The sequence below is a fragment of the Halococcus sp. PRR34 genome (assembly GCF_028617175.1).
Lineage (GTDB): Archaea > Halobacteriota > Halobacteria > Halobacteriales > Halococcaceae > Halococcus > Halococcus salifodinae.
The window spans coordinates 1-20,099 of sequence record NZ_JAQJDA010000027.1 but is presented as its reverse complement, the minus strand read 5'-3'; the positions used below and the strand labels follow the sequence as shown (position 1 = coordinate 20,099).

The window sequence follows — 20,099 nt, the reverse complement described above, 5'->3', positions numbered from 1 at the left end:
TCCCAATGATCACTGGACGGAAACACGATCACTCAGCGGCTTCGCTACCTGAGGAGTCGATTTGACCCTCCTTTCCGCTTGGTCAAAATCATTCATATGACTGTACACAAACCGATTTGATCGCTGCACCTGCAAGTCGCGCTGGAATACTATATTCTCTCGATCAGCCCTCTTAGATACCTCTGGCAGGTTTGGATACATACTCGGTTCAATAATTGAAAGCATCATCCACGGATTTAGCGGGAAATAGATTTGAACTCCGCGACTACGAAGCCCTAGGTCTCCGTAAGGACCGAGATTAAACTCATTATGCTTTGCTACCGGGTAGTCAGAGGTATAATACGGTAAATCCGTGGCATTTATAAACAGATGCCATTCTAAGTCTAACAACATTCGTGCGAAATCCTTCGCACCATCTTTTATCAAGCTGTTTTGCACTTTCCGTAGTGATTCATCCTGTTTCATATCGTCGATCTCTTTCTTGAAGTCATTGGACATATTTTCTCGAGGAATTTCATTTTCGATTGCTTGAATCATCCCTTTAATTGAAGATCTCTCACCACGTGTCCGAATTGATTGGACTCCGAGAAAATACGCTAAAACACCCTTCTCGTTGGTGGTTAAACAGTGAAGGTTCTCTTTATTGATAATCTTCTTATATGGCGCGCCCACCTTTTGCTCTAACTTCTCCAAGAAATTCTCAACCTCAGGAACCAATTTCGTTTTTCCATCGTAGAAAAAGTCTTCGGCGGCAACATTAGATATACTCGTCTTGAAACAGCGCGAATGTGATATGATAGAGATACAGCCCATCAGGGCACACTTCGCATCTATCGCTACAGGGAATCGCTTCTCTCATCGCTAATCGATCTTCGTCCCCGTCTCGACGTGTCCAATCGTGCCTCTCACCCCGCTCACGTCGATATTGATCCTCGTGTCGTGAGCGGAGCAACGAACGGCTGTACTCGAAGGCCTCGCGAAGTTCGGACTCATCCAGGTCCTCAAGCTGTCCCACGAGCGCACGCGGAAGCGATTCGGGTACGGCGGGGACGGCCTCTGACTCTGCTCGGCTCATGCGCACCACTCCGGACAATCGTCGCTGGGAGTCCATTGCGAGCCGTACTTCTTCTCGAACAGCGAGCGGGGGACGTACATCTGCCCGTCCGCTCGCTGGAGGGTAATGCCGGTGCTGTCGACCACGAGCACCACGATGTTCTCCTGATGCTGGTGGTCGTAGAGGACAGTCCCGACGTTTACTTCGGTGGGAACTGTCGATGCGCGTTTCGATATCATGGATGGACGGTTTCGGCCGGTGGACGACTTCGACGTTCCATTCGGTGTGCCGAAGTGGATGGTCCTTACCGGTCGGTTACTGGCTCGATAATCGGCTACAGTATAAACATGTGTTGATCACATTTGCGATAAAAATGTATGCAGCACACATCCGGTGGACATAAGAGTAATGGAGTCGGGTGACGAAGGACTAAACATGAAACTCATCAAACCGACGGACTTCGACATTCTTCAGGAGGTGAGCGATGGTGAGCGTCACATCGCGCCGAATCTGGCCGAAGTGCTCGATCGAGACCGTCAGTACATCAACAATCGACTGGCCGAACTGACCGGAAAGGGTCTCCTGGAAAAAGTGGGGCCATCGGAGCGTTCGAACCAGTACACGATTACGGATAAGGGGCTAATCACCTTTCAGCTCCGCTCAGAATACGACCACGTGACGGCCAGCGAGTTTGGCGAGCGAGTCATGGAGCGATTGTTGGAAGCACGACAAACGGAAGGGGAGGACCATAGCCCGATCACGCTTGATGACCTCTATATTCTCCAAGTGCTCGCCAAACACAACGGTGAAGCCGATTCGTCCACGATCACCGACGAGCTCGATTTGCGCGAACCGTACGTTCTTCAGCGGCTCCATATCCTAGCGGACCTCGACTTGTTAGTGACGATACCAGCCGAACGCGGAGGCGGCTGGCGACTGAACTTCAAATCGCTTGATCTGCTCTCCGGCGAGATAGCGATCGACGACCTTCGCTCGGCACAGCTAGATGGCGACTTGCTTGATGCGGAGGAACTCCCTGACGAGCGGCTGACGAGCGAGCGACTGGTCGACGTGCTCTTGGACTCCGAAGAACTCCTCGAAGAACTCGTGGAGTCGGAACAGTTTCGTGCAGCACTTTTGCAGTCGGAACGGTTTCGCACGGCGCTTCAGGAACAAACCAGTAAAGAGACGTGGGTCCAGTGATCGAACGTCCCTGATTTACGCCGAAGAATCGGTGCTATGACACCCAATACGGATTACTCGCCGGTGAACGGTGTTACGACCTGTGAGGTCGCTCCTTCTCGCGAGAACACCGTGACGAGATCTCCTCGCTTGATCACCGTGTCACCCTCGGGAATGAGCAACTCGCCGTCGCGATCGATCGCAACCACGATCGTCTCATCAGGGATCAACCCCCCTTCGTTGGCCTCTTGAAGCGTTTTGTCCCCGACGGGGGCATTCACTGTGATCGGAATCTCGAAGATTTCAGCACCTTCACCGAGTCTCATGAAATCCCGTATCGAGGGACGCTGGATCGAGTGGACGAGGTACTGCGCTGTGAGACGCTGTGGATTCTGGATGACGTTGACTCCGAGCTCACGAAAGAGACTGAGATGACCGGGGTCCTGAACCGCGCTCACGAGTGAGGACGCGCCGAGCTCGCGTCCGAGCATCATCACTGTGAGATTAACCGAATCGTCGTCGGTGGTGCTGATCAACGCATCTGCCTCCGGGACGCTTGCCTCAGTGAGCACCTCCCGAGAGGTTGCATCGCCGTTGATCATAAGACAGTCATACTTCTCGCTGACCGCCTCGGCCGTCTCAGGGGCTTTTTCGATGACGATTACGTCGTGTTCCTGTTCGCGTGTGGTCAGCTCGATCGCGTGACTCCCAATACGGCCAGCACCAACAATGACGATGTTCATGAGAGGTTCTCGAAATCCATAGACAAATGCCCTCTGCTACGATTAGCGTGGCTCGCTCGTAGCGAATCGTCTCGATGCGCGATTCGGAAACGAACGGTTGAACCCGGTACAGACGCAGATGAATGGAGGTACGCTCTTTCATCGCCAATCCCATTTAGATATCCTAACATCCAGGCACTGCGAATAGCATAGGTTTGTAATACCTGTGAAGCACACATTTATGTGGCACGGGGTTGTAGAGGCTGAACAACCATGTCAAGTAAACAAAACGGACCGAGCACGGAAAGCGACGCGACCAACGCGACTGATAGTTCGTACCGAATACTCGTCCCAATCCTCGATTCCGACATTGAGCGTCGTCTGGAGGGCGATGTCGAGCGGCTACTCCAGACGGCGCGGGCTATTGCTCGTAACCGTGATGGCGAGATCTTGATACGGAATATCCTTCACATTCCGGAGCAGACACCACTATCTCTCGTCGAAAGCGATGCGATAGCCGAACAAGCGCGTCAAGAAGTCGATCGATTTATCGGATATACTGAACAGTTGGGAAAGCATATTCCCGTTAGTGGGGGGGTCTGCATCACCCACGACGAAGTCAGTGCGATCCTCGACTTGACCAGCCACCACGACTGTAGCGCCGTCCTATTGGGTGTACGGGACGAATCTTCACAACGTCGTCGTCTTCTTTCGGGTGATACCGTCGAAAAACTCGCCGCACGGGCCAAAGGTGATGTCTTCGTTCAACGGTTCGGAGGAGATTCACCACAGGACAACGTCGGTTCACCACCCGAACAGCCACAGCGAATCCTCCTCGCAGCTGCCGAAGGACCTCATTCCGGGCTCGCTTCCGAGATCGCCGAGGCACTTGCTGCGGAAGCCGACGCACAAGTGGACGTGGTTCACGGGGTGGCAGAAGATGCGACGGACGGCGAACGCGTCGACGCCGAAAACGTCGTCGAGGCAGCGGCGCACGCACTCAGTATGGTAGATGTCGAAACCACCATCGTCGAGACGGACACCATCGCTGAAGAGATCATCGAACGCTCGGACGAGTACGATGTGACGGTCATCGGCGCACCGACACAGGGTCTGTTGAAGCAGTTCGTATACGGATCGGATCCGGAACGGGTGAGGAGCGGTGCGGACGAGACGGTCTTGATGGCAAAAGAAAACACGCCCGTCCGTACGTCCCTCTACTATCGTTGGCTGAAAGGCGATGACGTACGAGCGAACTCTGGCTCCGAATAGTTGACTGGAAGGACTGTGAGGGATCCTATGCAGTCGGACGAGGAACTCACAGCCTACCCAGAGCGTTCGCTGAGGAGTCGAATAGCGACCTGGCTTGAGCGTGGATGTACTCTCGGTGTGCGACTGTCGCTCGCGCTCTTGTTTGTTCTCGCCGGCATCTTTTTGCTATACGTGGTTGGAGGACTGCTTTTCATCACTGTCGGACTTTGGAACCCACACTATCAGTTTTTGTCATTCACGTCGGACCTGTATTTCACAACGCTCGGATTGGTTTTCGGCTTCACCATTTGTATTGAAACTTCTTCGTTGATTGTCCTTCACTTACTCGATGGAGTCGACGGTGTTCGGAACCAGATATCGCTGTTGGCAGCGTTTGTTGGTTTTGGCTTGGGGGCAGCTCTCGTCCGGATAACCGCACTAACAGTCTTACACGGCTACTGGTCCTAATCATGATTCTACAGCATCCCAAGTATGTTTACCACAGGTAGCGTATAAACCTCTCTTCTGCACTTGCTAATAACACAAGGCTCATGTGGATAGCTATCTGACGATGTTCATGAGCCCTGTCAGTCACCATAATTGCGGCGCTCGAATTGCGGTTCGAGGGGTATCCATCTATGACTCACAAAATCAGCCAAGCAAGAGAGCGCGCAGCTAGCGAATTCCTCGGCCTATGAATACCGATGGAAATCACACATCCGACGAAGCGTGGTGGTGATGGCCCAACGCGACACCGGCAGCACGTCGGTATACGACTGGTGGATTGCAGGTGGTCCGATCGAATGATGCTCGCGGACAGCTCCGATGAGACGAATGAACTGAGCACTGGGACAATCCACCATCTGCTCCCGATACACAATGCCCACCGTTGAACCATGACTGACCCTACTCAAGAGACGAATTCAACCGGAGATGGCTCGGGAGCAGTAGAGACGGAGCTCTCCCGGGACATGAGTCTCACCGACATCACGATGATCGGTGTCGGTGCGATGATCGGTGCTGGTGTGTTCGCGCTCACCGGCTTCGCCGCAGGTATCGCCGGCCCCGCGATTACGATAGCATTCGTTCTCAATGGAATCGTTGCGCTGTTCATCGCCATCTCGTACGCCGAACTCGGCGCGGCGTTCCCCGAAGCCGGCGGCGGCTATCTCTGGGTCAAAGAAGCATTAGTAGATCCGAACGGCTTCTATGCAGGATGGATGAGTTGGTTTGCGCATGCTGTCGCGTGTGCATTGTACGCCGTAACCTTTGGTGTGTTTTTCACCGAGTTTTTCGTCGTCTTCAGTGATCTTGGGCGCGAATTCGCCTTCTTTGGTTTCATCACTCGCCATATCCTCGAAAAAGCGATCGCAGTGGTGGTCATCGCTGCGTTTGCTTACATCAACTACCGCGGCGCGGAGGAGACCGGTAGCGCAGAGCTCGTTGTCGTTGTGATCAAGCTCGTGATTCTCGGGTTGTTCATCCTCTTCGGTGCCCTCGCAACGTTCAGCAACCCGAACTGGCCGGCAACATTCCTATCACAGCCTTCGTTTGCTCCTGCCGGCGTCGCCGGTATCATCGGCGCGATGGGCTTTACGTTCATCGCGTTTGAGGGCTACGAGATCATCGTCCAATCCGGCGAGGAGGTCGTCAACCCGGGTGAAAACGTCCCCAAGGCAGTGTTCTACTCGCTTATCATCGTCGTCCCGGTCTACGTGCTCGTCGCGTTCGCCCTGATTGGCGGGCTCAATATAACGCCGGAAATTCTTGAGATTGCAGGGATCAGTCGGCCACCGGACCAAGTATTCGTCTGGCAAGTCCTCCAGAACCTCGGCGAACTCGGGCTGATCCGTGCAGCCGAACAGTTCCTCCCGTATGGTGCTCTGCTTTTGATCGTCGCCGGACTGGCCTCGACGACGAGCGCGCTCAACGCGACGGTGTACTCTTCCAGCCGGGTGTCGTTCGCGATGGGACGCGATCGCGTCCTGCCGGGTATGTTCAACAATATCCATCCCGACAAGAAGACTCCACACGTCGCAATCATCGTCTCGATGGTGCTCATCATGGCTATGGCTGTTGCACTGCCCATCGAGAGCGTCGCTGCCGCAGCGGACATCATGTTCATTTTGTTGTTCTTGCAGGTGAACTGGACGGTCATCAAGATGCGGAGTACCCACCCGGACCTCCCGCGCACTTTCGAAATTCCGTACATGCCGTGGCCGCCGATCATCGGTATCGTTCTCCTACTCATCCTGTTGCCGTTCATCATCTACGAACTCGGGCTGGAGGCCATCGGTATCGGGACCAGCAACGAGGGGCTTATCGCACTCGGTGTGACGACGATCTGGATGGCTCTCGGACTCGTTATCTACTACGGATATTCGGCGGGGAAAGAAGCCGAAAAGCTCGAAGAGGAAACCCCGACGCTCACCACCGAACAGACGCCTGCCGACCGTGAGTCTCAGCTCGTCGTCCCTGTAGCCAATCCTGAGAGCGCGGAGCCGTTGATGCTGAGTGCCATCGACATTGCCCGCGATATGGACGCCGAGATTCACGTCATCAGCGTCGTGACGGTTCCCCAGCAGACGCCGCTCGACGAAGGTCGGAGATTCGTGGACGACGAACGCGAGACACTTGAGAAAGCGATGTCGATTGCGGAGGAGGCTGACGTTCCGGTGAGAGGAACAATCCGTATTGGCCACGATGTCGCACCTGCCATTCTGAACACGGTCGAACAGCACGATAGCGATGCGATTCTCATGGGGTGGCGGGGTCGTGGTCGTCGCACCGACTTCGTTCTCGGCAGCAACGTCGATCAGGTCGTGACGCAAGCCAAATGCGACGTACTCGTCGAGCGCATCAGTCCCGTCGAAGACGTCGACTCGATACTGCTGCCGACGGCAGGCGGCCCCCACGCTGAGTACGCCGCGGAAATCGCTCGTGCGATCGCTCGGCCACAGGACGCGCGTATCAACGTGGTGTACGTGATCGAGCCGGGAGCCGGCGAGGACGAGCGTGAGGACGCCCGCGAGCGGCTAGAGTCGGCCACCGATGTCATCGACGAGTATGATCGTGTCGAAAGCTCACTTCTCGAAGGGACGGATATTGCCGAGCGTATCATCGAGGAGAGCGACAACCACGATCATACCGTTATCGGGGCCACGAGGGAAGGCTTACTACAGCAGATCGTCTTCGGTGGCATCCCCGAAGAAGTCGGTCGACGGGCGAAACACACGGTGATCATGGCGAAGCGCCATCAAGGGATCACGTCCCGCTTGACGCGCTGGTTCAGAAGTCAACAGCAATAGTGAGAGAACAGACGAGAGATCCATATAATGCAAAACAACAATCCGACGCCACCGAATGTCCTGCCGTCATCGATGGTGGCTGAACTCAGCCAGCTCGATGATGAATCACTCCGTGCTGTCCTCGACTACGGACAAGCCCTCCTGAATTCTCGTATCGATCCAGCTTCGAGAATCGAGGCCGGGCCGAACGAGGAAATCGTCTCTATCGAAGATCATGGGACCCACACAACCGTGGTCAAGCGTCAGGATTGCGCCGATGGGTGCGACGAGTGCCCGCATGGACCGTACCTCTACCACGTGCGATCGGAGAGATACGTTACTGGTGAGGAAGATCTCCACTGGGTCTATATCGGGAAGGTGGTGGATGAATGTACATCGTGATCGTCGGGGCGGGCGACATTGGCACCCCACTGATCGAGGTCGCTACCGCTGGCGGCAACGAGGTAGTCGTCATCGAACGTGACGAGTCGAGGGCCGAGGCGGCCGCTGCTGCATACGACTGTCTCGTACTCAACGATAATGCCACGATCAAGGACACGCTCGAAGAGGCTGGAGCCGACCGCGCGGACGCGCTGATCTCGACGACCGAACACGACGCGACCAACATCATGGTCTGCCTGCTCGCCCAGGAACTCGACGTTCCCAGCGTGGTATCGGTCGTTCACGATCCCGAACACCTGAACGTCTTCCGCCAGATCGGGGTTAACGGGATGGAGAATCCACAGCGGTTGATCGCCGAGTATCTCTACCGCGCCGTGAAACGGCCGTCCATTGTCGACTTCATGCGCATCGGTGAACGCGCAGAGATTTTCGAAATCACCGTTGGCGAGGAGGCCCCGATTGCCGATCAAACGGTCGCCGAGGCCGACACAGACGGATTGCTGCCTGCGGAAACGCTGATTGTCGCCATCGACCGCAACGGTGAGGAACCGATCACTCCTCGTGGTGACACGCGTATCGAGGCAGGCGATTTGCTTGTGATATATTCGGCCGAAGGCGCGGTTCCCGGCGTCACAGACGTTTTCGGGCACTTCGAAGACCACGCCGGAGCCCCCCGAACCAACCACCAACGACGCTGAAATGCGTCAAGGACATACTATCGCCGGGCTCCCGGCTGATCTCGCTACTATTGTTCGTGACGTTGGTTCATTGCTTCTGATGGAGTCGGCGCTCATGGGCGGCTCCGCGCTGATCGGGCTCGCGTTCGGCGAGTACGGCATCGCGCTCGCGTTTTTCCTCGCCGCCATCCTTACTCTCGCGGTCGGCGGGTCCGCCAGACGCGTCTTCACCGACGCGCCCGCTCCGCGGATGAAACACGGAATGATCATCGCCGCCGCCGGCTGGCTGCTCACCGCTGTCTTCGGTGCGCTCCCCTTTTTCCTCTCGGCGCACCTGCTCTCGCCGGCCGATGCGGCCGCCTACGTCCCTGAGGGAGCGAGCTACGCCACGTCGAGTCTCCAGTATTTCGCGAACCCGCTGCACGCCGTCTTCGAGTCGATGTCGGGCTGGACCGGCAGCGGGCTGACGATGGCGGTCCACGAGCCCTCGCTGCCGCGCGCGCTGCTGTGGTGGCGCTCGCTCATCCAGTGGGTCGGCGGCGTCGGCGTGATCGTGCTCACGGTGTCGATCCTCTCGCGGCCCGGCAGCGGGAGCTACACCCTCTACCGCAGCGAGGCACGCGAGGAGCGCATCCATCCGAGCATCGTGTCGACCGTGCGGACGGTCTGGAAGATCTTCCTCGGCTACACCGTCGTTGCGGTGGTCGTGCTGTTCGGGGCGCTGCTCGTGAGCGAGCCGCTCTCGCCCGCGACAGCGGCGTGGCAGGCGCTCAACCACGCGATGACCGGTCTCGCTACGGGTGGGTTCTCGGTGACGGACAACTCGATTGCGACCTACGACTCGCCGCTGGTCGAGACCGTCCTGCTGCCGATCATGACTCTTGGTGCGATCGCGTTCCCGATCCACTACGCCGTCCTCAAAAACCGCGACATTCGAGCGCTGGTTGCCGACCTCCAGACGCGCTGGCTGTTCATCCTCCTCGGTGGTGGAATCGTCGTTTTGACACTCCAAAACCTCCACACGTTTGCACCAGCACTCTCGCTGCGCGATTCGGCCTTCCAGTTCGTGAGCGCGCTCACCTGTACGGGATTTCAGTCCTCGCCGGTCGGCCGGTGGAGTGCAGGTGGGAAACTCATCACGTCAGGCGCGATGGTGCTCGGCGGCGCGGCCGGCTCGACGGTCGGCGGCATCAAGATCATCCGAGGCTATACCATCGCACGCGGCATCCGCTGGCAGTTCTCCCGGGTGTTCCTACCTGTAAGTGCCGTCGTGAGCACCCACATCGGTGACCGGCAACTCAACAGAGAAGAGATGGAACGCGAGTTCAGTGAGGCCGCTATTGTGAGTTTGCTCTGGATACTCGTTCTGATCGGAGGAAGCGTAGTCCTCTCGAATCTGGTTGGACCAGAATTCAGCTATGCGGACGCCCTGTTCGAGGTGGCGAGTGCGCAGGGCAACGTCGGTCTCTCGACAGGGATCACCGGCCCCTCGATGCACCCGATCGCAGAGGGAATGCTTGTCATCAATATGTGGATCGGGCGACTCGAAATCATTCCGGTACTCGTGTTCGCTCGATCGCTGATCTACGGGGTTAATCCGTAGCTCAGTGCTATCGTAGCTGAGGTCGGCTGGGTGTGTTCGATGAAAGGAGTCTCGAAAGGTATCCAGACAGGGGATAATTACGTGGGTAACCGTGCATGACGAATCCACCTAGCCGACCTCTGACATCACCAATAGAACCATAACTATACTACCGCATCTATTCCTATGACGAAAATAGAGATTGACATGGCAAACGAAAAGGACGGACACCAACAGAAATACCCACCCGATCTTTTTGTCGAAATATTGGATAGCCAAGGAGGCGAAGCTACTACGACCGAAATCACGGATCTGAACTCGGCTAGGTCGATTTGTCATGCATAGCTTTATACGAAATTTAGGCTGCCAATTGATCCCAGCTCCCAACGTACATAAAAAATCTACCTGCCCGGCTTCAGCAAACATGACTATGATGATTTATCAGCCAGAATCGTTATACAGGTGCTATGTGAATACAGAGTATGGCAACTTCAGGACAGGCAGGACCAGTGGCTCAGCCGGACGCACTCTCGACGCAGGAAGCACAACTCGATCCGTTCCCGTGGTATCGAGAGATGCGCGAAGAGTCACCGATTCGCTACGACGAGGACCGCGAGTGTTGGGACGTGTTTCGCTACGACGACGTTCAAGGCGTTCTCCACAACGCGGAGGAATTTTCCTCGGAGCGACCGCTGACAGCACAGGGCGAGAATGAAATCGAGGGCATGGCTCTCGAAACCATGCTCAATACCGACCCACCACGCCACGACGAGCTCCGAAAAGTCGTCGACGACCCGTTCAAGCCCGGTGCGGTGAAACATCTCGCCCCGCACATCAAGGACATCACCAACGAGTACATCAATGCCGTCGTCGATGACGGTGAAATGGATATCGTCGCGGACCTCGCCACGCCGCTGCCCGTCACCGTGATCGCCGAACTCATCGGTGTGCCGGCGGACGACCGCGAGCAGTTCAAACAGTGGTCCGATACCATCGTTGAGGGTCCCGGAGCAGCCACGGTGAGCGCAGAGACAGTCAGGGAAGAACAGCTACAGGCCCAATCCGAGATGGCGACGTACTTCACGGACTTGATCGAACAGCGTCAGGAAGATCCACGCGATGACCTCATCAGTGAGGTCATTCACGCCGAAGTCGAGGGTGCCACCCTCTCGGAAGGCGAAACGCTCGGCTTTCTCGCATTATTGTTGATCGCCGGGAATGTCACGACCACGAATCTGATCACGAATGCGGTTCGGTGTTTCGCAACGCTCCCCGATGGGATCGAATCAGTCCGCGACAACGCCTCGCTCGAACTCGCCATCGAAGAAGTGCTCCGGTACCAATCGCCGATTCAAGCGGTCTCACGAATAGCAGCAACCGACACACAACTCGGCGATCACGATGTCAAAGCTGGTGACAGAGTCGTCGCGTGGAACGGCGCAGCAAACCATGATGGCGACCAGTTCGACGATCCCGACACGTTCGTTCCGGACAGATCGCCGAATCAGCATCTCGCGTTCGGCAGTGGCGTTCACTACTGTCTCGGGCTACACTTGGCACGTCTCGAAGCGAGAACTGCTCTCTCGACACTGTTTGACCGCTTCGAGACGATGCAAGTCTCCGAAACGGAACTCCAACCTGTCGGGAGCTCGTTCCTCTATGGAGTCCAGCGGCTGCTAGTACAGTTCAGTACGTGAAAATCCTGTTATTGTCGGCTTCAAGGAGTCGCCTTACGGCTCCAGTACGACTTTTCCGCTGCTCTCCCTGTCCTCGATATACTCATGGGCGTCGGCAGCCGCATCCAGTGGGAAGGTCTCACCGACTACCACTTCGAGGTTGCCGTTCGTCAGCAACTCGGTGAGATGAGGCACCGCACTGAGGACCCGTTCCGGGTCGCGTTGCATCGACTGTCCAAGGTGATATCCGTACATAGTGTGGTTATTGAACAAGAGCGTGCTGGTGTCGGGCGTGCCGGGTTGGCCGCTCGCCGCGCCATACGAGACCATCCGTCCGAAATGTGCGAGGCAATCGAGGCTCTGTGCGGTGGTGTCACCACCGATACCATCGAGCACGAGGTCAACGCCCTCATCGTCGGTGCGTTCGTTCACTTCCTCGGCGAAATCCGTCTCAGTGTAGTTGATCGTGTGATCCACGCCGAGTTGTTCGGCGAGATCGAGTTTCTCCTGCGTACTTGCCGTCCCGAATACCTCCGCACCGGCTTCGCTTGCGAGTTGGGTCGCCGCGGTACCGACGCCGCCTGCCGCCGCGTGGATCAACACGCGTTCGCCCTCCTCCAGTCCGCCTCGCTCGAACAGAGTGTTGTGGGCAGTCAGAAACTGTACGGGAAAGCCCGCAGCTTCTGCGAAGCTCATCGATTCGGGTATGTCGAAGAGGGCGGTCTCGTTCGCGGTGACGTACTCGGCATATGTTTCCTCGCTCATGGCGACAACCCGCTCACCGATTTCCCTATCCACACCATCGCCGACCGCATCGATTGTGCCAGCAGCTTCCATTCCTGGCACATACGGTGGTTCCGGACCGCCTTGGTAGTGGCCGCGGCGCTGCATGATATCTGCGAAGTTGATGCCTGCGGCTTCGACCGCGATCCGAACCTCTCCCGAACCGGGTTCGGGAACTTCGTTGTCCGTTGATTCGAGAACGCTGCTCCCGCCGAACTCTCGTATTTCGATCGCTTTCATGTTAGAGTGGGTACTCCCGAGGTTCGTTCTGAACCGAGATCCATTTCGGTTGGGTGAACTCATCGAGAACGTACTCGCCGTTGAACCGACCGATACCTGATGATTTGTAGCCACCAAACGGAACGTGTGGTTCGTCGTTCACTGGCTGGTCGTTGACGTGAACCATTCCGGCATCGATTCGGTTGGCAATCCGCTGGGCACGACCAATGTCGTTGCCGTACACTGACGCGGCGAGTCCGTAGTCGGTGTCGTTCGCCAGTTCGACCGCTTCATCGGTGTCAGCGAACGGAATCACTGGTGCAATCGGTCCGAAGTGTTCGTTACACGCGGCTGCCATCTCGTTGGTCGCCCCCGAGAGCACCGTCGGGAGCACGAACGATCCATTGGCGTCGCCGAGCGTGGTCGCTGTATCGAGGTCCCCAGCTTGTGTCGTCGTGCCGTCGATATCGTCGAGCGAGACGGCTTCACCGCCGACTTCGAGCGTTGCACCCGCGTCGACTGTCTCTTCGACGTACCCGAGCATCTGATCGCGCTGACTCTCGTTGATGATCGGCCCGATGACTGTCTCTTCCGTGGTCGGATCGCCGACAGGGAGGGAGGCCGCCTTTTCGGTGAGTGTTTCGACGTAGTCGTCGTAGAGCGATTCGTGGACGAGGTGGCGGTTGATAGAGATACAGATCTGCCCCTGATGGAGGAACGTACCGAACGCGCCAGCGTCGACTGCCTTCTCGACATCAGCATCGTCGAGCACGACGTGTGGGCCGTTTCCACCGAGTTCCATCGCAGGATACGCGAGATGGTCGACCGCCTGTTTTGCGACCTGACGACCGACAGCTGTCGACCCGGTGAACGCAATGACACCAGCGGCGGGATGCCCAGCCATCCGGTCACCGATTTCTGAGCCCCTCCCCGGAACGACATTGAGGAGACCATCGGGCAGACCGGCCGCTTCGAAGACGCGCGCGATGAGCAATCCACCGGTGATCGGCGTGTCGGATGCGGGTTTGAGAACGACGCCATTCCCGGCCGCGAGCGCCGGCGCGACCGCCCGAATCGAGAGATGGAGCGGGAAGTTCCACGGCGAGATGACACCCACCACGCCGACGGGTTCGCGTTTGACGAGATTCTCCTTGTCCTCGATGTTCGATGCACGGTGGTCACCAGAAATCCGCGTCGGAAAGCTTGCCGCCTCCTGCGTGATGCCGGCGGCGCTCTCGAATTCACTCACGCCCTTCGTCTTCGTGGTCCCAGATTCGACGGCCAGCAGTTCGAGAATACTCTCGCGGTTGTCACGGAGTACTCCCACCGCACGGGAGATGATGGCCGCGCGCTCGCCCGGTGACCGTTCCGCCCATTCTGTCTGAGCGGTTGTGGCGATCTCGTAGGCGTCGTTGACATCTTCGACGGTTCCTTTCGGAACCGTGGCGATCTGCTCGTGCGTCGATGGATTTTCGACCACGAGCGAATCACGGTCGCCCGGCGAGTGTTCGCCGTTGAGGTAGAGTCGATTCCACTCCGCATCGACCGAAATCGTTGATTTCTCAGTCTGTGTTGCCTGTGACATGGGATGTCCTACGGATATGTTATGGATGTGCAGACGGGATGCGGCCCGTGTTGCTTGTTCTGGCTCGTATCGCTATGCTCGGCATCAGTCGGCGAGCGAGGTTAGCTCCTCGACATCGGGGATGCGTTCGCTCGCGGAAGTGATCTGTTTCATGCGCTGTTCGTGCTTGTTCGTCGCATAGTCGGTGAGTTCTGTCGGTGTGACACCTTCGTCACCGGCACGCTCGTAGCTCGGAATCGCCGCCTGCACCAACGGCAGGAGATCACCGACAGTCTCCTCGATGACGGCTGGCTGTACGCGCTCGGTTTCGACGAGTTCCTTGAGCTTCGCCATCCCGAAGCCAACGTGGCGGCCTTCATCGCTGCGAATGTAGGTGAGACCCGAGACCAGTCCTGGCAGATGGGGAAGGTCAGGATAGGTGTCCTCGTCGAACTGGCGCGTGAGTCCGTAGTAGCCGGTCTGGGCGAGGATTCCCTCGACGGTCATGTGGTAGTGTGAGTACGCTTTCGCGCGGTTCTCGGCGGTGTCGTCGTCGAGCAGTTTGGCCATTGCAGCCTCGTTGCGCTCGAACAGCTCGTCGTATTCGTCCGAGAACCACCGCTCGTCAGCCGGCGAGGAGTGTTCCTGCCCACGGTCATCTTCTGCCGCGTGGATCACTTCGCGCCAGTACCGGTCGAAGAAGTCCGAGTGTTTGGCTTCCTCGTAGAGCTGGGTCGTGATGAACAGCTGGTCCTCGAAGTCATCAAGTACGACTGCCAGCGGTGCGAGGTCCTCCGCGACGGCATCTTCGCCCGCACCGAACAGCGCGAGTGCGCGCTTCAATCCCTCGAATTCTTCATCGTCGAGTTCGGCAATGTTTTCGCGGTCGTCGTCGAGGTCGATGTTATGAGGGTCCCAGTGTTTCTCGACAGCGTGGCGGTAGTATTTGAACATCTGTGCATCAGTATCGATCTGCATCGGTGCGTCAGTGGTCACCATGACAACTATGAGTAGGCCCCGTAGGTGAACGAGTGTTGAGCCTAACTCGTTGTGGCATTTATCAACCCCGTTCGTCGAGAGCGACAGTATGTCGAATGAGTCGGTCCTGTGCGCGGCGAAGTCGTTCGGAAACTGACGGTGCGGACACGCCGAGTTCAGCCCCAATCTCCTCTAAGGAGCCAGTCCGAGGAATCGAGAAATAGCTGGCTTCGTGGGCAGCAAGCAGCGTTTCGCGCTGTTTTGGCGTGAGTCCATACTCGTCGTCGGTCTCGGGTGAGGCTTCGAATATCTGGTCGAGTCGAAACGTAATATCGTACGTTTCACAGGAGTCGTGGAACTCGGCGAGTGCCTCACGGTCGGAAAAACGGATACGTGCTCGCCATCCCGTCGGCGTGACCGTCGCGTTGATTGGGGCGGTATCCAATCGAACGAACTCAGTGTAGATGGCTGGCGGTTGTTCGGATAACTCCACGCGATAGAGACGACGATTCTGTGTCGTTCCGAGGACACTGTATGTCGCCACCGCTGTCTCGTCGAGTGCCGTTTCGAGGGTATCGAATGTCTCGCCTTCGACCCAGAAGATAATCACCGGCTGGCTGTGCTCGGAAGTCAGAATATCATCAATTCTGAGAGTTGAGTCCAGAGCAGTAGCGGCAACCGCTGTTAGCGGTAATCGCTCCGAGATCAGATCGAACTCGACAACGAGAGTCATTGGTATTCGAGTGAAGAGAGACTCTCTTCAGTAATAAAAGGGCCTACGTGGTGTGAGATGGTCGATTCAAACCCTCCCAACGATAGACCCAGCGGGGGCATAGAGTGGAAACCGGGCCGATTATATGCTCGTCCGCGGTACGGTCGTTATACCCGACAAAACCTATGGCACAGCACTCACCGCACCACAGGACGTAATCGAACGGGCGACACTGCCCTTCCGTCTGCTTGTCGGGTGACTCGTGGTTGCGGGTGAGACAGATGCCATGGGGGCGAATTCACAGTCAGAGTCGGACGTGGATTCACCCGACACGGACGCACGTAGCGACGCGAAATCACCCGCCGCGAACCGGCTGAACGACACAACGGAGATGGTTGCGGCGGCTCTCGTCGTCGACGCTACCGATTATCACGGACAGACCCGGTTTTTCGAAGACGAACTTGACGGGTCGGACGATGCTCTCGACGGATTCGTTGCGGATGTCTCTACCATCGCGCAGTCGCAGTGCGAACGCGCGACGGATTACGCAGATATCGAGATGTTGGTCTCTCGGCTCCCGATTGACCACCTCACGTTTGCCGCGTATGATTCGTTAGCGCCGTACTCGGGACCGTATCCGATGGCGATACTGGTGCGGACGTTCATCATCGAAGGGATCAACAGCTGGGACGAGACCGCCCTCCACGACCACCTACGGGCGAATCCGTCACTTCGTCGTGGACTCGGATTCGAGACGCTCCCAAACCAATCGACGTTCTGGCGCGCGTGGAACCACCGCTTCAGCGAGGCTCTACGTGACACCGTACAGGAGTGTGCTGAGGGGATTGTGAAGGCCGCACGTGCCTGCGATGTCTCATTACCCGAGCGAGTCAGCACCAGCGAGGCGAGCGAACCCGACTCCGCTGACTGTCCGGAACGCCAACTGCTCGCACAGAAAACCGACGAGGTGTGGCAGCAGGCGAAACCGTTCGTCTGCGATGCGTTCGCGCTCGACCGAGGACCGAACTGGGAAATTCACGAGAACGCTTTCTGGGAGCAGCACGCCTACATGGGGATGCGCGAGGACATGTATGCCCGGAGCGGCCCAGCCTCGTTCTCACTCGATACGACACGCGATCGTATTCCAACTGGATCGACCCACCGGTATCAGATCGGCAAGCACTCGGTCGGTGAAATTCGCTCAATGCTGCGGAACACCACGCGGATGATCATCGCCCGCGCCCGACAAAACGGCGAACTCACCGGCAAACTCTGGGCGGCCATCGACGTGACCAAGGGATTTCCGTTTACCGGCGATTCAGAGGATCACGAGGACGATATCCTCGGGTACAAGGACGGCAGCGACTACTACCAGTGGGCGGTGCTCAAGATCGTCGGGATGGACGTGCCGCTGGTGCTCGACGCCATCCCGCGCGAACGAGGCCAATCGAAAGATGAGATCGTGGAGAAATTGCTCGAACACACGACCGAGATGGTCAATCTCGACCTCGTGATGATGGACCGCGAATTCGATAGCGGTCCAGTAAAGGAGACCTGCGAGGAGTACGGTGTTCACTATCTCAACCCGACGCGCATCTTCGACCGCAGCGACGAGGCTGAGACCATCGCGTGGATGTACCGCAACGGCAAACGCTTCCACGTCATTGAGGAGGAGTCCGACGACGGGACGCCCACACGCAAGCAAATCTATCTCCCGCAGCAGTCGAACTCGGACGACGATGACGAAGACGACAGCCTTTCAGAAGTGTGGACGGAGCTGTGCGGTGAGTGGGAGTTCGAAGACGTGGACGGTGAACCAAGCGAGCGCATGTCGTTCTCACGGCTACTCGCTGATATTCAGCGCGAAGAGGAAACCGAAGAGCGCAAAGAGAAAGCGCAGGACGGAGACGTAGACACCAGCGAAACCGTCGTCTTCGAGACGAACCACCCCTACGTGACAGCGCGTGATGCCGACGATCAGCAGATGGACGGGAAGGAATTTATCCACATGATCGAGCGGCTAATCCGGTGGTATCGCCGTCGTTGGGGTATCGAGAATGGGTTTAAGAAGCAGAAGCACTTCATGGTGCGGACCACCTCGACCGAGAGTGACTATCGGTTCTTCAACTTCGCGTTCGCGTGCGTGCTGTATAACGTTTGGCGACTCGTCGATCTCCTCGTGAAGCTCGCCATCGACGGCGAGAACAAGACGTATGAGCCGCGTGTGGACGCGAACCAGTTTCTGACCGTGGCGAAGCAATTCTACGGTCTCGACCCACCCGACTGACGCCGACCTCTCCCATGTTCGCCCGATTCGTGAGCGGCGGCGCTGTTTCACGCCGCTTTATTTCGTGTTGTTTTGATCTGATTCTGAAATGGAAGGATGATGGAGACTGCCGTTCGTTTACTACACACGAGAGCGCGTTAGAATGAACATCCGGTCTGTGCATGACAAATCTAGCTAGCCGACATCAGAGAGTATCGAATTCGCCCGCGCGAGCAATGTAGTGGTATTCGTCGCGCCGCACGTCGGCCGGAATCTGGGTGTCGGGATCGAAACCGGCTCTGTGCTCGAAGCGTTCTACGCGGACGACGAGACTGATCCTGTGACGGCGAGCCGCCAAGAGCGTGTGCTGTTCGTCCACGAGGACTCCCTCTCGAGTGCGATGATTGGTTCGGTGACCCGACGCTGGGAGACGACGGTGCGTTCGTACGCCGACCGTGAGGAGCTCCTCCACGAGATCAAACTGTTCGTGGTGGACGTGATGAACCGCGAGTTCGCGGGCGACCTGCCGCGGTTGGACGGAAGTGAGTAAGTCCTCGCTGCCACGCGATTTCTCACCCGCGCAGCCCTGCGTGAAGACTCGGATGCAATCGTTCGAGGTGCGAAGCGACGCCGGAATCTCACATGTAATGACGACCATCCGTCTTTAGCTAAGAGACAAACTGCATGACTGCGGTCGGTATCGAAGTTGGTTCGTGAACGGAATGAGGAGGGTGAGGTAATGGCTACCGATCCCTCCTCACGGCGGATTGAACGCCGACTCACTACGCTCTTTCCATCGACTGCGCTGGAAGACCACGCCGAGGCAGTCGGCGTGGTCGACCGCGACAGCAAAATCCAGATTCCCGCACTGGTCTGGGCGCTCGTGTTCGGCTTCGCCGCAGGCGAGAGCCGAACACTCGCCGCGTTCCGTCGCGCCTACAACGCTACTGCTGACAAGACGCTCTCGCCCGGCGGTTTCTATCAACGGTTGACACCGCTGTTTGCCGCATATCTCCGCGACCTCGTCGAGTTCGCGCTCGACGAGGTCGCCGTTCCACACACCGTGAGCGACGAGTTCGAGCGCTTCAGAGACGTGATGATCGCCGATGCAACCATTCTGCGGCTACATCGATTTCTGCGCGAGGAATACCAGGGACTCCGCGAGGAGCAGGCTGGAGCGAAGCTCCACCTGCTCCACAACGTTACTGACCAAACCATCGAGAAAATCTCCATCACTGGCGAGCGTCCTCACGACAGCACCGAGTTCAAAACGGGCTCGTGGCTGGAAGGGCGGTTGCTGATCCTCGATTTGGCGTACTTCAAGTACCGCCGCTTCGCCCGAATCGACGAGAACGGCGGCTACTTCGTGAGCCGGCTCAAAACCAATACGAAGCCGGAAATCGTTGCAGAACTGCGGGAATGGCGCGGCCGCGCCATTCCGCTGGAAGGCGAGAAGGTCTTCGAGATTGCGGAGGATCTCCACCGCAAATACGTCGACGTCGAGGTCGAAGTGGCATTCAGACGTGGACCGTACGCGGGCACACGCTCATGGGATACGAAGCAGTTCCGCGGGGGGGGGGGGGCGGCCCCCCCCCCCCCCCCCCAAAAAAAAAAAAAAAAAAAAAAAAAACCCAAAACACACAAAAAAAAAAAAAAAAAAAAAAAAAAAACCCAACACCCACCCACCGCCTGAACCCACAAAAAACCCAAACCCCCTGGGGAACCCCCACCAATTATAAACGGG

Annotated in this window: 17 protein-coding genes; 10 read left to right on the top strand and 7 right to left on the bottom strand. The window is 57.3% G+C overall.

Going from position 1 to position 20,099, the window contains the following annotated elements:
- Positions 1-9 precede the first annotated feature (9 nt).
- The gene (locus PHA81_RS18945; protein WP_273838225.1) at positions 10-813 is read right to left on the bottom strand and encodes a DUF4238 domain-containing protein; all 804 of its coding nucleotides are present in this window, start codon (positions 811-813) and stop codon (positions 10-12) included.
- Between the two features lie 258 nt (positions 814-1,071).
- A complete protein-coding gene (locus tag PHA81_RS18940; protein ID WP_273838223.1) occupies positions 1,072-1,293 on the bottom strand; it encodes a hypothetical protein in 222 nt (73 codons plus the stop codon).
- Between the two features lie 196 nt (positions 1,294-1,489).
- On the opposite strand from PHA81_RS18940, the gene PHA81_RS18935 reads away from it, so the two are divergent.
- Positions 1,490-2,257 carry a MarR family transcriptional regulator gene (locus PHA81_RS18935; RefSeq protein ID WP_273838221.1) on the top strand — a complete coding sequence of 256 codons (768 nt, stop codon included), beginning with the start codon at positions 1,490-1,492 and terminating at the stop codon, positions 2,255-2,257.
- Positions 2,258-2,310: 53 nt separating this feature from the next.
- Here PHA81_RS18935 and PHA81_RS18930 read toward each other — a convergent pair whose 3' ends face one another.
- Positions 2,311-2,979 (bottom strand): TrkA family potassium uptake protein, encoded by a 669-nt coding sequence (locus PHA81_RS18930; RefSeq protein WP_273838220.1) that lies wholly within the window; start codon positions 2,977-2,979, stop codon positions 2,311-2,313.
- A 252-nt stretch (positions 2,980-3,231) separates the two neighbouring features.
- On the opposite strand from PHA81_RS18930, the gene PHA81_RS18925 reads away from it, so the two are divergent.
- The 6 genes from PHA81_RS18925 (at position 3,232) to PHA81_RS18900 (ending at position 11,854) form a co-directional block, all read left to right on the top strand.
- Positions 3,232-4,230: a universal stress protein gene (locus PHA81_RS18925; protein ID WP_273838218.1), complete on the top strand. Its 999-nt coding sequence runs from the start codon at positions 3,232-3,234 to the stop codon at positions 4,228-4,230.
- A gap of 950 nt (positions 4,231-5,180) precedes the next feature.
- Positions 5,181-7,517, top strand: a complete 2,337-nt coding sequence (locus PHA81_RS18920; RefSeq protein ID WP_273838216.1) for an amino acid permease — start codon at positions 5,181-5,183, stop codon at positions 7,515-7,517.
- A gap of 27 nt (positions 7,518-7,544) precedes the next feature.
- A complete protein-coding gene (locus PHA81_RS18915) occupies positions 7,545-7,898 on the top strand; it encodes a hypothetical protein (protein ID WP_273838214.1) in 354 nt (117 codons plus the stop codon).
- Positions 7,886-8,596, top strand: coding sequence for a TrkA family potassium uptake protein (locus PHA81_RS18910; RefSeq protein ID WP_273838212.1), 711 nt, complete (start codon positions 7,886-7,888; stop codon positions 8,594-8,596). Before PHA81_RS18915 ends, PHA81_RS18910 begins: the two co-directional genes overlap by 13 nt.
- Before the next feature lies 1 nt (position 8,597).
- On the top strand, positions 8,598-10,178 hold the full coding sequence (locus PHA81_RS18905) for a TrkH family potassium uptake protein (RefSeq protein WP_273838209.1): 1,581 nt from the start codon (positions 8,598-8,600) through the stop codon (positions 10,176-10,178).
- 488 nt (positions 10,179-10,666) lie between these two features.
- A complete protein-coding gene (locus PHA81_RS18900) occupies positions 10,667-11,854 on the top strand; it encodes a cytochrome P450 (RefSeq protein ID WP_273838272.1) in 1,188 nt (395 codons plus the stop codon).
- A 33-nt stretch (positions 11,855-11,887) separates the two neighbouring features.
- Here PHA81_RS18900 and PHA81_RS18895 read toward each other — a convergent pair whose 3' ends face one another.
- From PHA81_RS18895 to PHA81_RS18880, 4 genes are all read right to left on the bottom strand, one after another.
- A complete protein-coding gene (locus PHA81_RS18895; protein ID WP_273838207.1) occupies positions 11,888-12,856 on the bottom strand; it encodes an NADPH:quinone oxidoreductase family protein in 969 nt (322 codons plus the stop codon).
- A 1-nt stretch (position 12,857) separates the two neighbouring features.
- Positions 12,858-14,420 (bottom strand): aldehyde dehydrogenase family protein, encoded by a 1,563-nt coding sequence (locus PHA81_RS18890; RefSeq protein ID WP_273838205.1) that lies wholly within the window; start codon positions 14,418-14,420, stop codon positions 12,858-12,860.
- 84 nt (positions 14,421-14,504) lie between these two features.
- Positions 14,505-15,398, bottom strand: coding sequence for a ribonucleotide-diphosphate reductase subunit beta (locus PHA81_RS18885; RefSeq protein ID WP_273838201.1), 894 nt, complete (start codon positions 15,396-15,398; stop codon positions 14,505-14,507).
- 61 nt (positions 15,399-15,459) lie between these two features.
- Positions 15,460-16,110, bottom strand: coding sequence for a helix-turn-helix domain-containing protein (locus PHA81_RS18880; protein ID WP_273838198.1), 651 nt, complete (start codon positions 16,108-16,110; stop codon positions 15,460-15,462).
- 265 nt (positions 16,111-16,375) lie between these two features.
- Between PHA81_RS18880 and PHA81_RS18875 the strand changes: the two genes are divergently transcribed.
- From PHA81_RS18875 to PHA81_RS18865, 3 genes are all read left to right on the top strand, one after another.
- On the top strand, positions 16,376-18,376 hold the full coding sequence (locus tag PHA81_RS18875) for a transposase (protein WP_273838197.1): 2,001 nt from the start codon (positions 16,376-16,378) through the stop codon (positions 18,374-18,376).
- Between the two features lie 220 nt (positions 18,377-18,596).
- Positions 18,597-18,905 (top strand): hypothetical protein, encoded by a 309-nt coding sequence (locus tag PHA81_RS18870; protein ID WP_273838195.1) that lies wholly within the window; start codon positions 18,597-18,599, stop codon positions 18,903-18,905.
- 189 nt (positions 18,906-19,094) lie between these two features.
- A complete protein-coding gene (locus PHA81_RS18865; protein ID WP_273838193.1) occupies positions 19,095-20,048 on the top strand; it encodes an IS4 family transposase in 954 nt (317 codons plus the stop codon).
- Positions 20,049-20,099: the final 51 nt, after the last annotated feature.

What these genes read in the sequence shown, in the direction of transcription:
- PHA81_RS18945 (WP_273838225.1), bottom strand. Translation starts at nt 813, where the DNA reads ATGGGCTGTATCTCTATCATATCACATTCGCGCTGTTTCAAGACGAGT.
- PHA81_RS18940 (WP_273838223.1), bottom strand. Translation starts at nt 1,293, where the DNA reads ATGATATCGAAACGCGCATCGACAGTTCCCACCGAAGTAAACGTCGGG.
- PHA81_RS18935 (WP_273838221.1), top strand. Translation starts at nt 1,490, where the DNA reads ATGAAACTCATCAAACCGACGGACTTCGACATTCTTCAGGAGGTGAGC.
- PHA81_RS18930 (WP_273838220.1), bottom strand. Translation starts at nt 2,979, where the DNA reads ATGAACATCGTCATTGTTGGTGCTGGCCGTATTGGGAGTCACGCGATC.
- PHA81_RS18925 (WP_273838218.1), top strand. Translation starts at nt 3,232, where the DNA reads ATGTCAAGTAAACAAAACGGACCGAGCACGGAAAGCGACGCGACCAAC.
- PHA81_RS18920 (WP_273838216.1), top strand. Translation starts at nt 5,181, where the DNA reads ATGAGTCTCACCGACATCACGATGATCGGTGTCGGTGCGATGATCGGT.
- PHA81_RS18915 (WP_273838214.1), top strand. Translation starts at nt 7,545, where the DNA reads ATGCAAAACAACAATCCGACGCCACCGAATGTCCTGCCGTCATCGATG.
- PHA81_RS18910 (WP_273838212.1), top strand. Translation starts at nt 7,886, where the DNA reads ATGTACATCGTGATCGTCGGGGCGGGCGACATTGGCACCCCACTGATC.
- PHA81_RS18905 (WP_273838209.1), top strand. Translation starts at nt 8,598, where the DNA reads ATGCGTCAAGGACATACTATCGCCGGGCTCCCGGCTGATCTCGCTACT.
- PHA81_RS18895 (WP_273838207.1), bottom strand. Translation starts at nt 12,856, where the DNA reads ATGAAAGCGATCGAAATACGAGAGTTCGGCGGGAGCAGCGTTCTCGAA.
- PHA81_RS18890 (WP_273838205.1), bottom strand. Translation starts at nt 14,420, where the DNA reads ATGTCACAGGCAACACAGACTGAGAAATCAACGATTTCGGTCGATGCG.
- PHA81_RS18885 (WP_273838201.1), bottom strand. Translation starts at nt 15,398, where the DNA reads ATGGTGACCACTGACGCACCGATGCAGATCGATACTGATGCACAGATG.
- PHA81_RS18880 (WP_273838198.1), bottom strand. Translation starts at nt 16,110, where the DNA reads ATGACTCTCGTTGTCGAGTTCGATCTGATCTCGGAGCGATTACCGCTA.
- PHA81_RS18875 (WP_273838197.1), top strand. Translation starts at nt 16,376, where the DNA reads ATGGGGGCGAATTCACAGTCAGAGTCGGACGTGGATTCACCCGACACG.
- PHA81_RS18865 (WP_273838193.1), top strand. Translation starts at nt 19,095, where the DNA reads ATGGCTACCGATCCCTCCTCACGGCGGATTGAACGCCGACTCACTACG.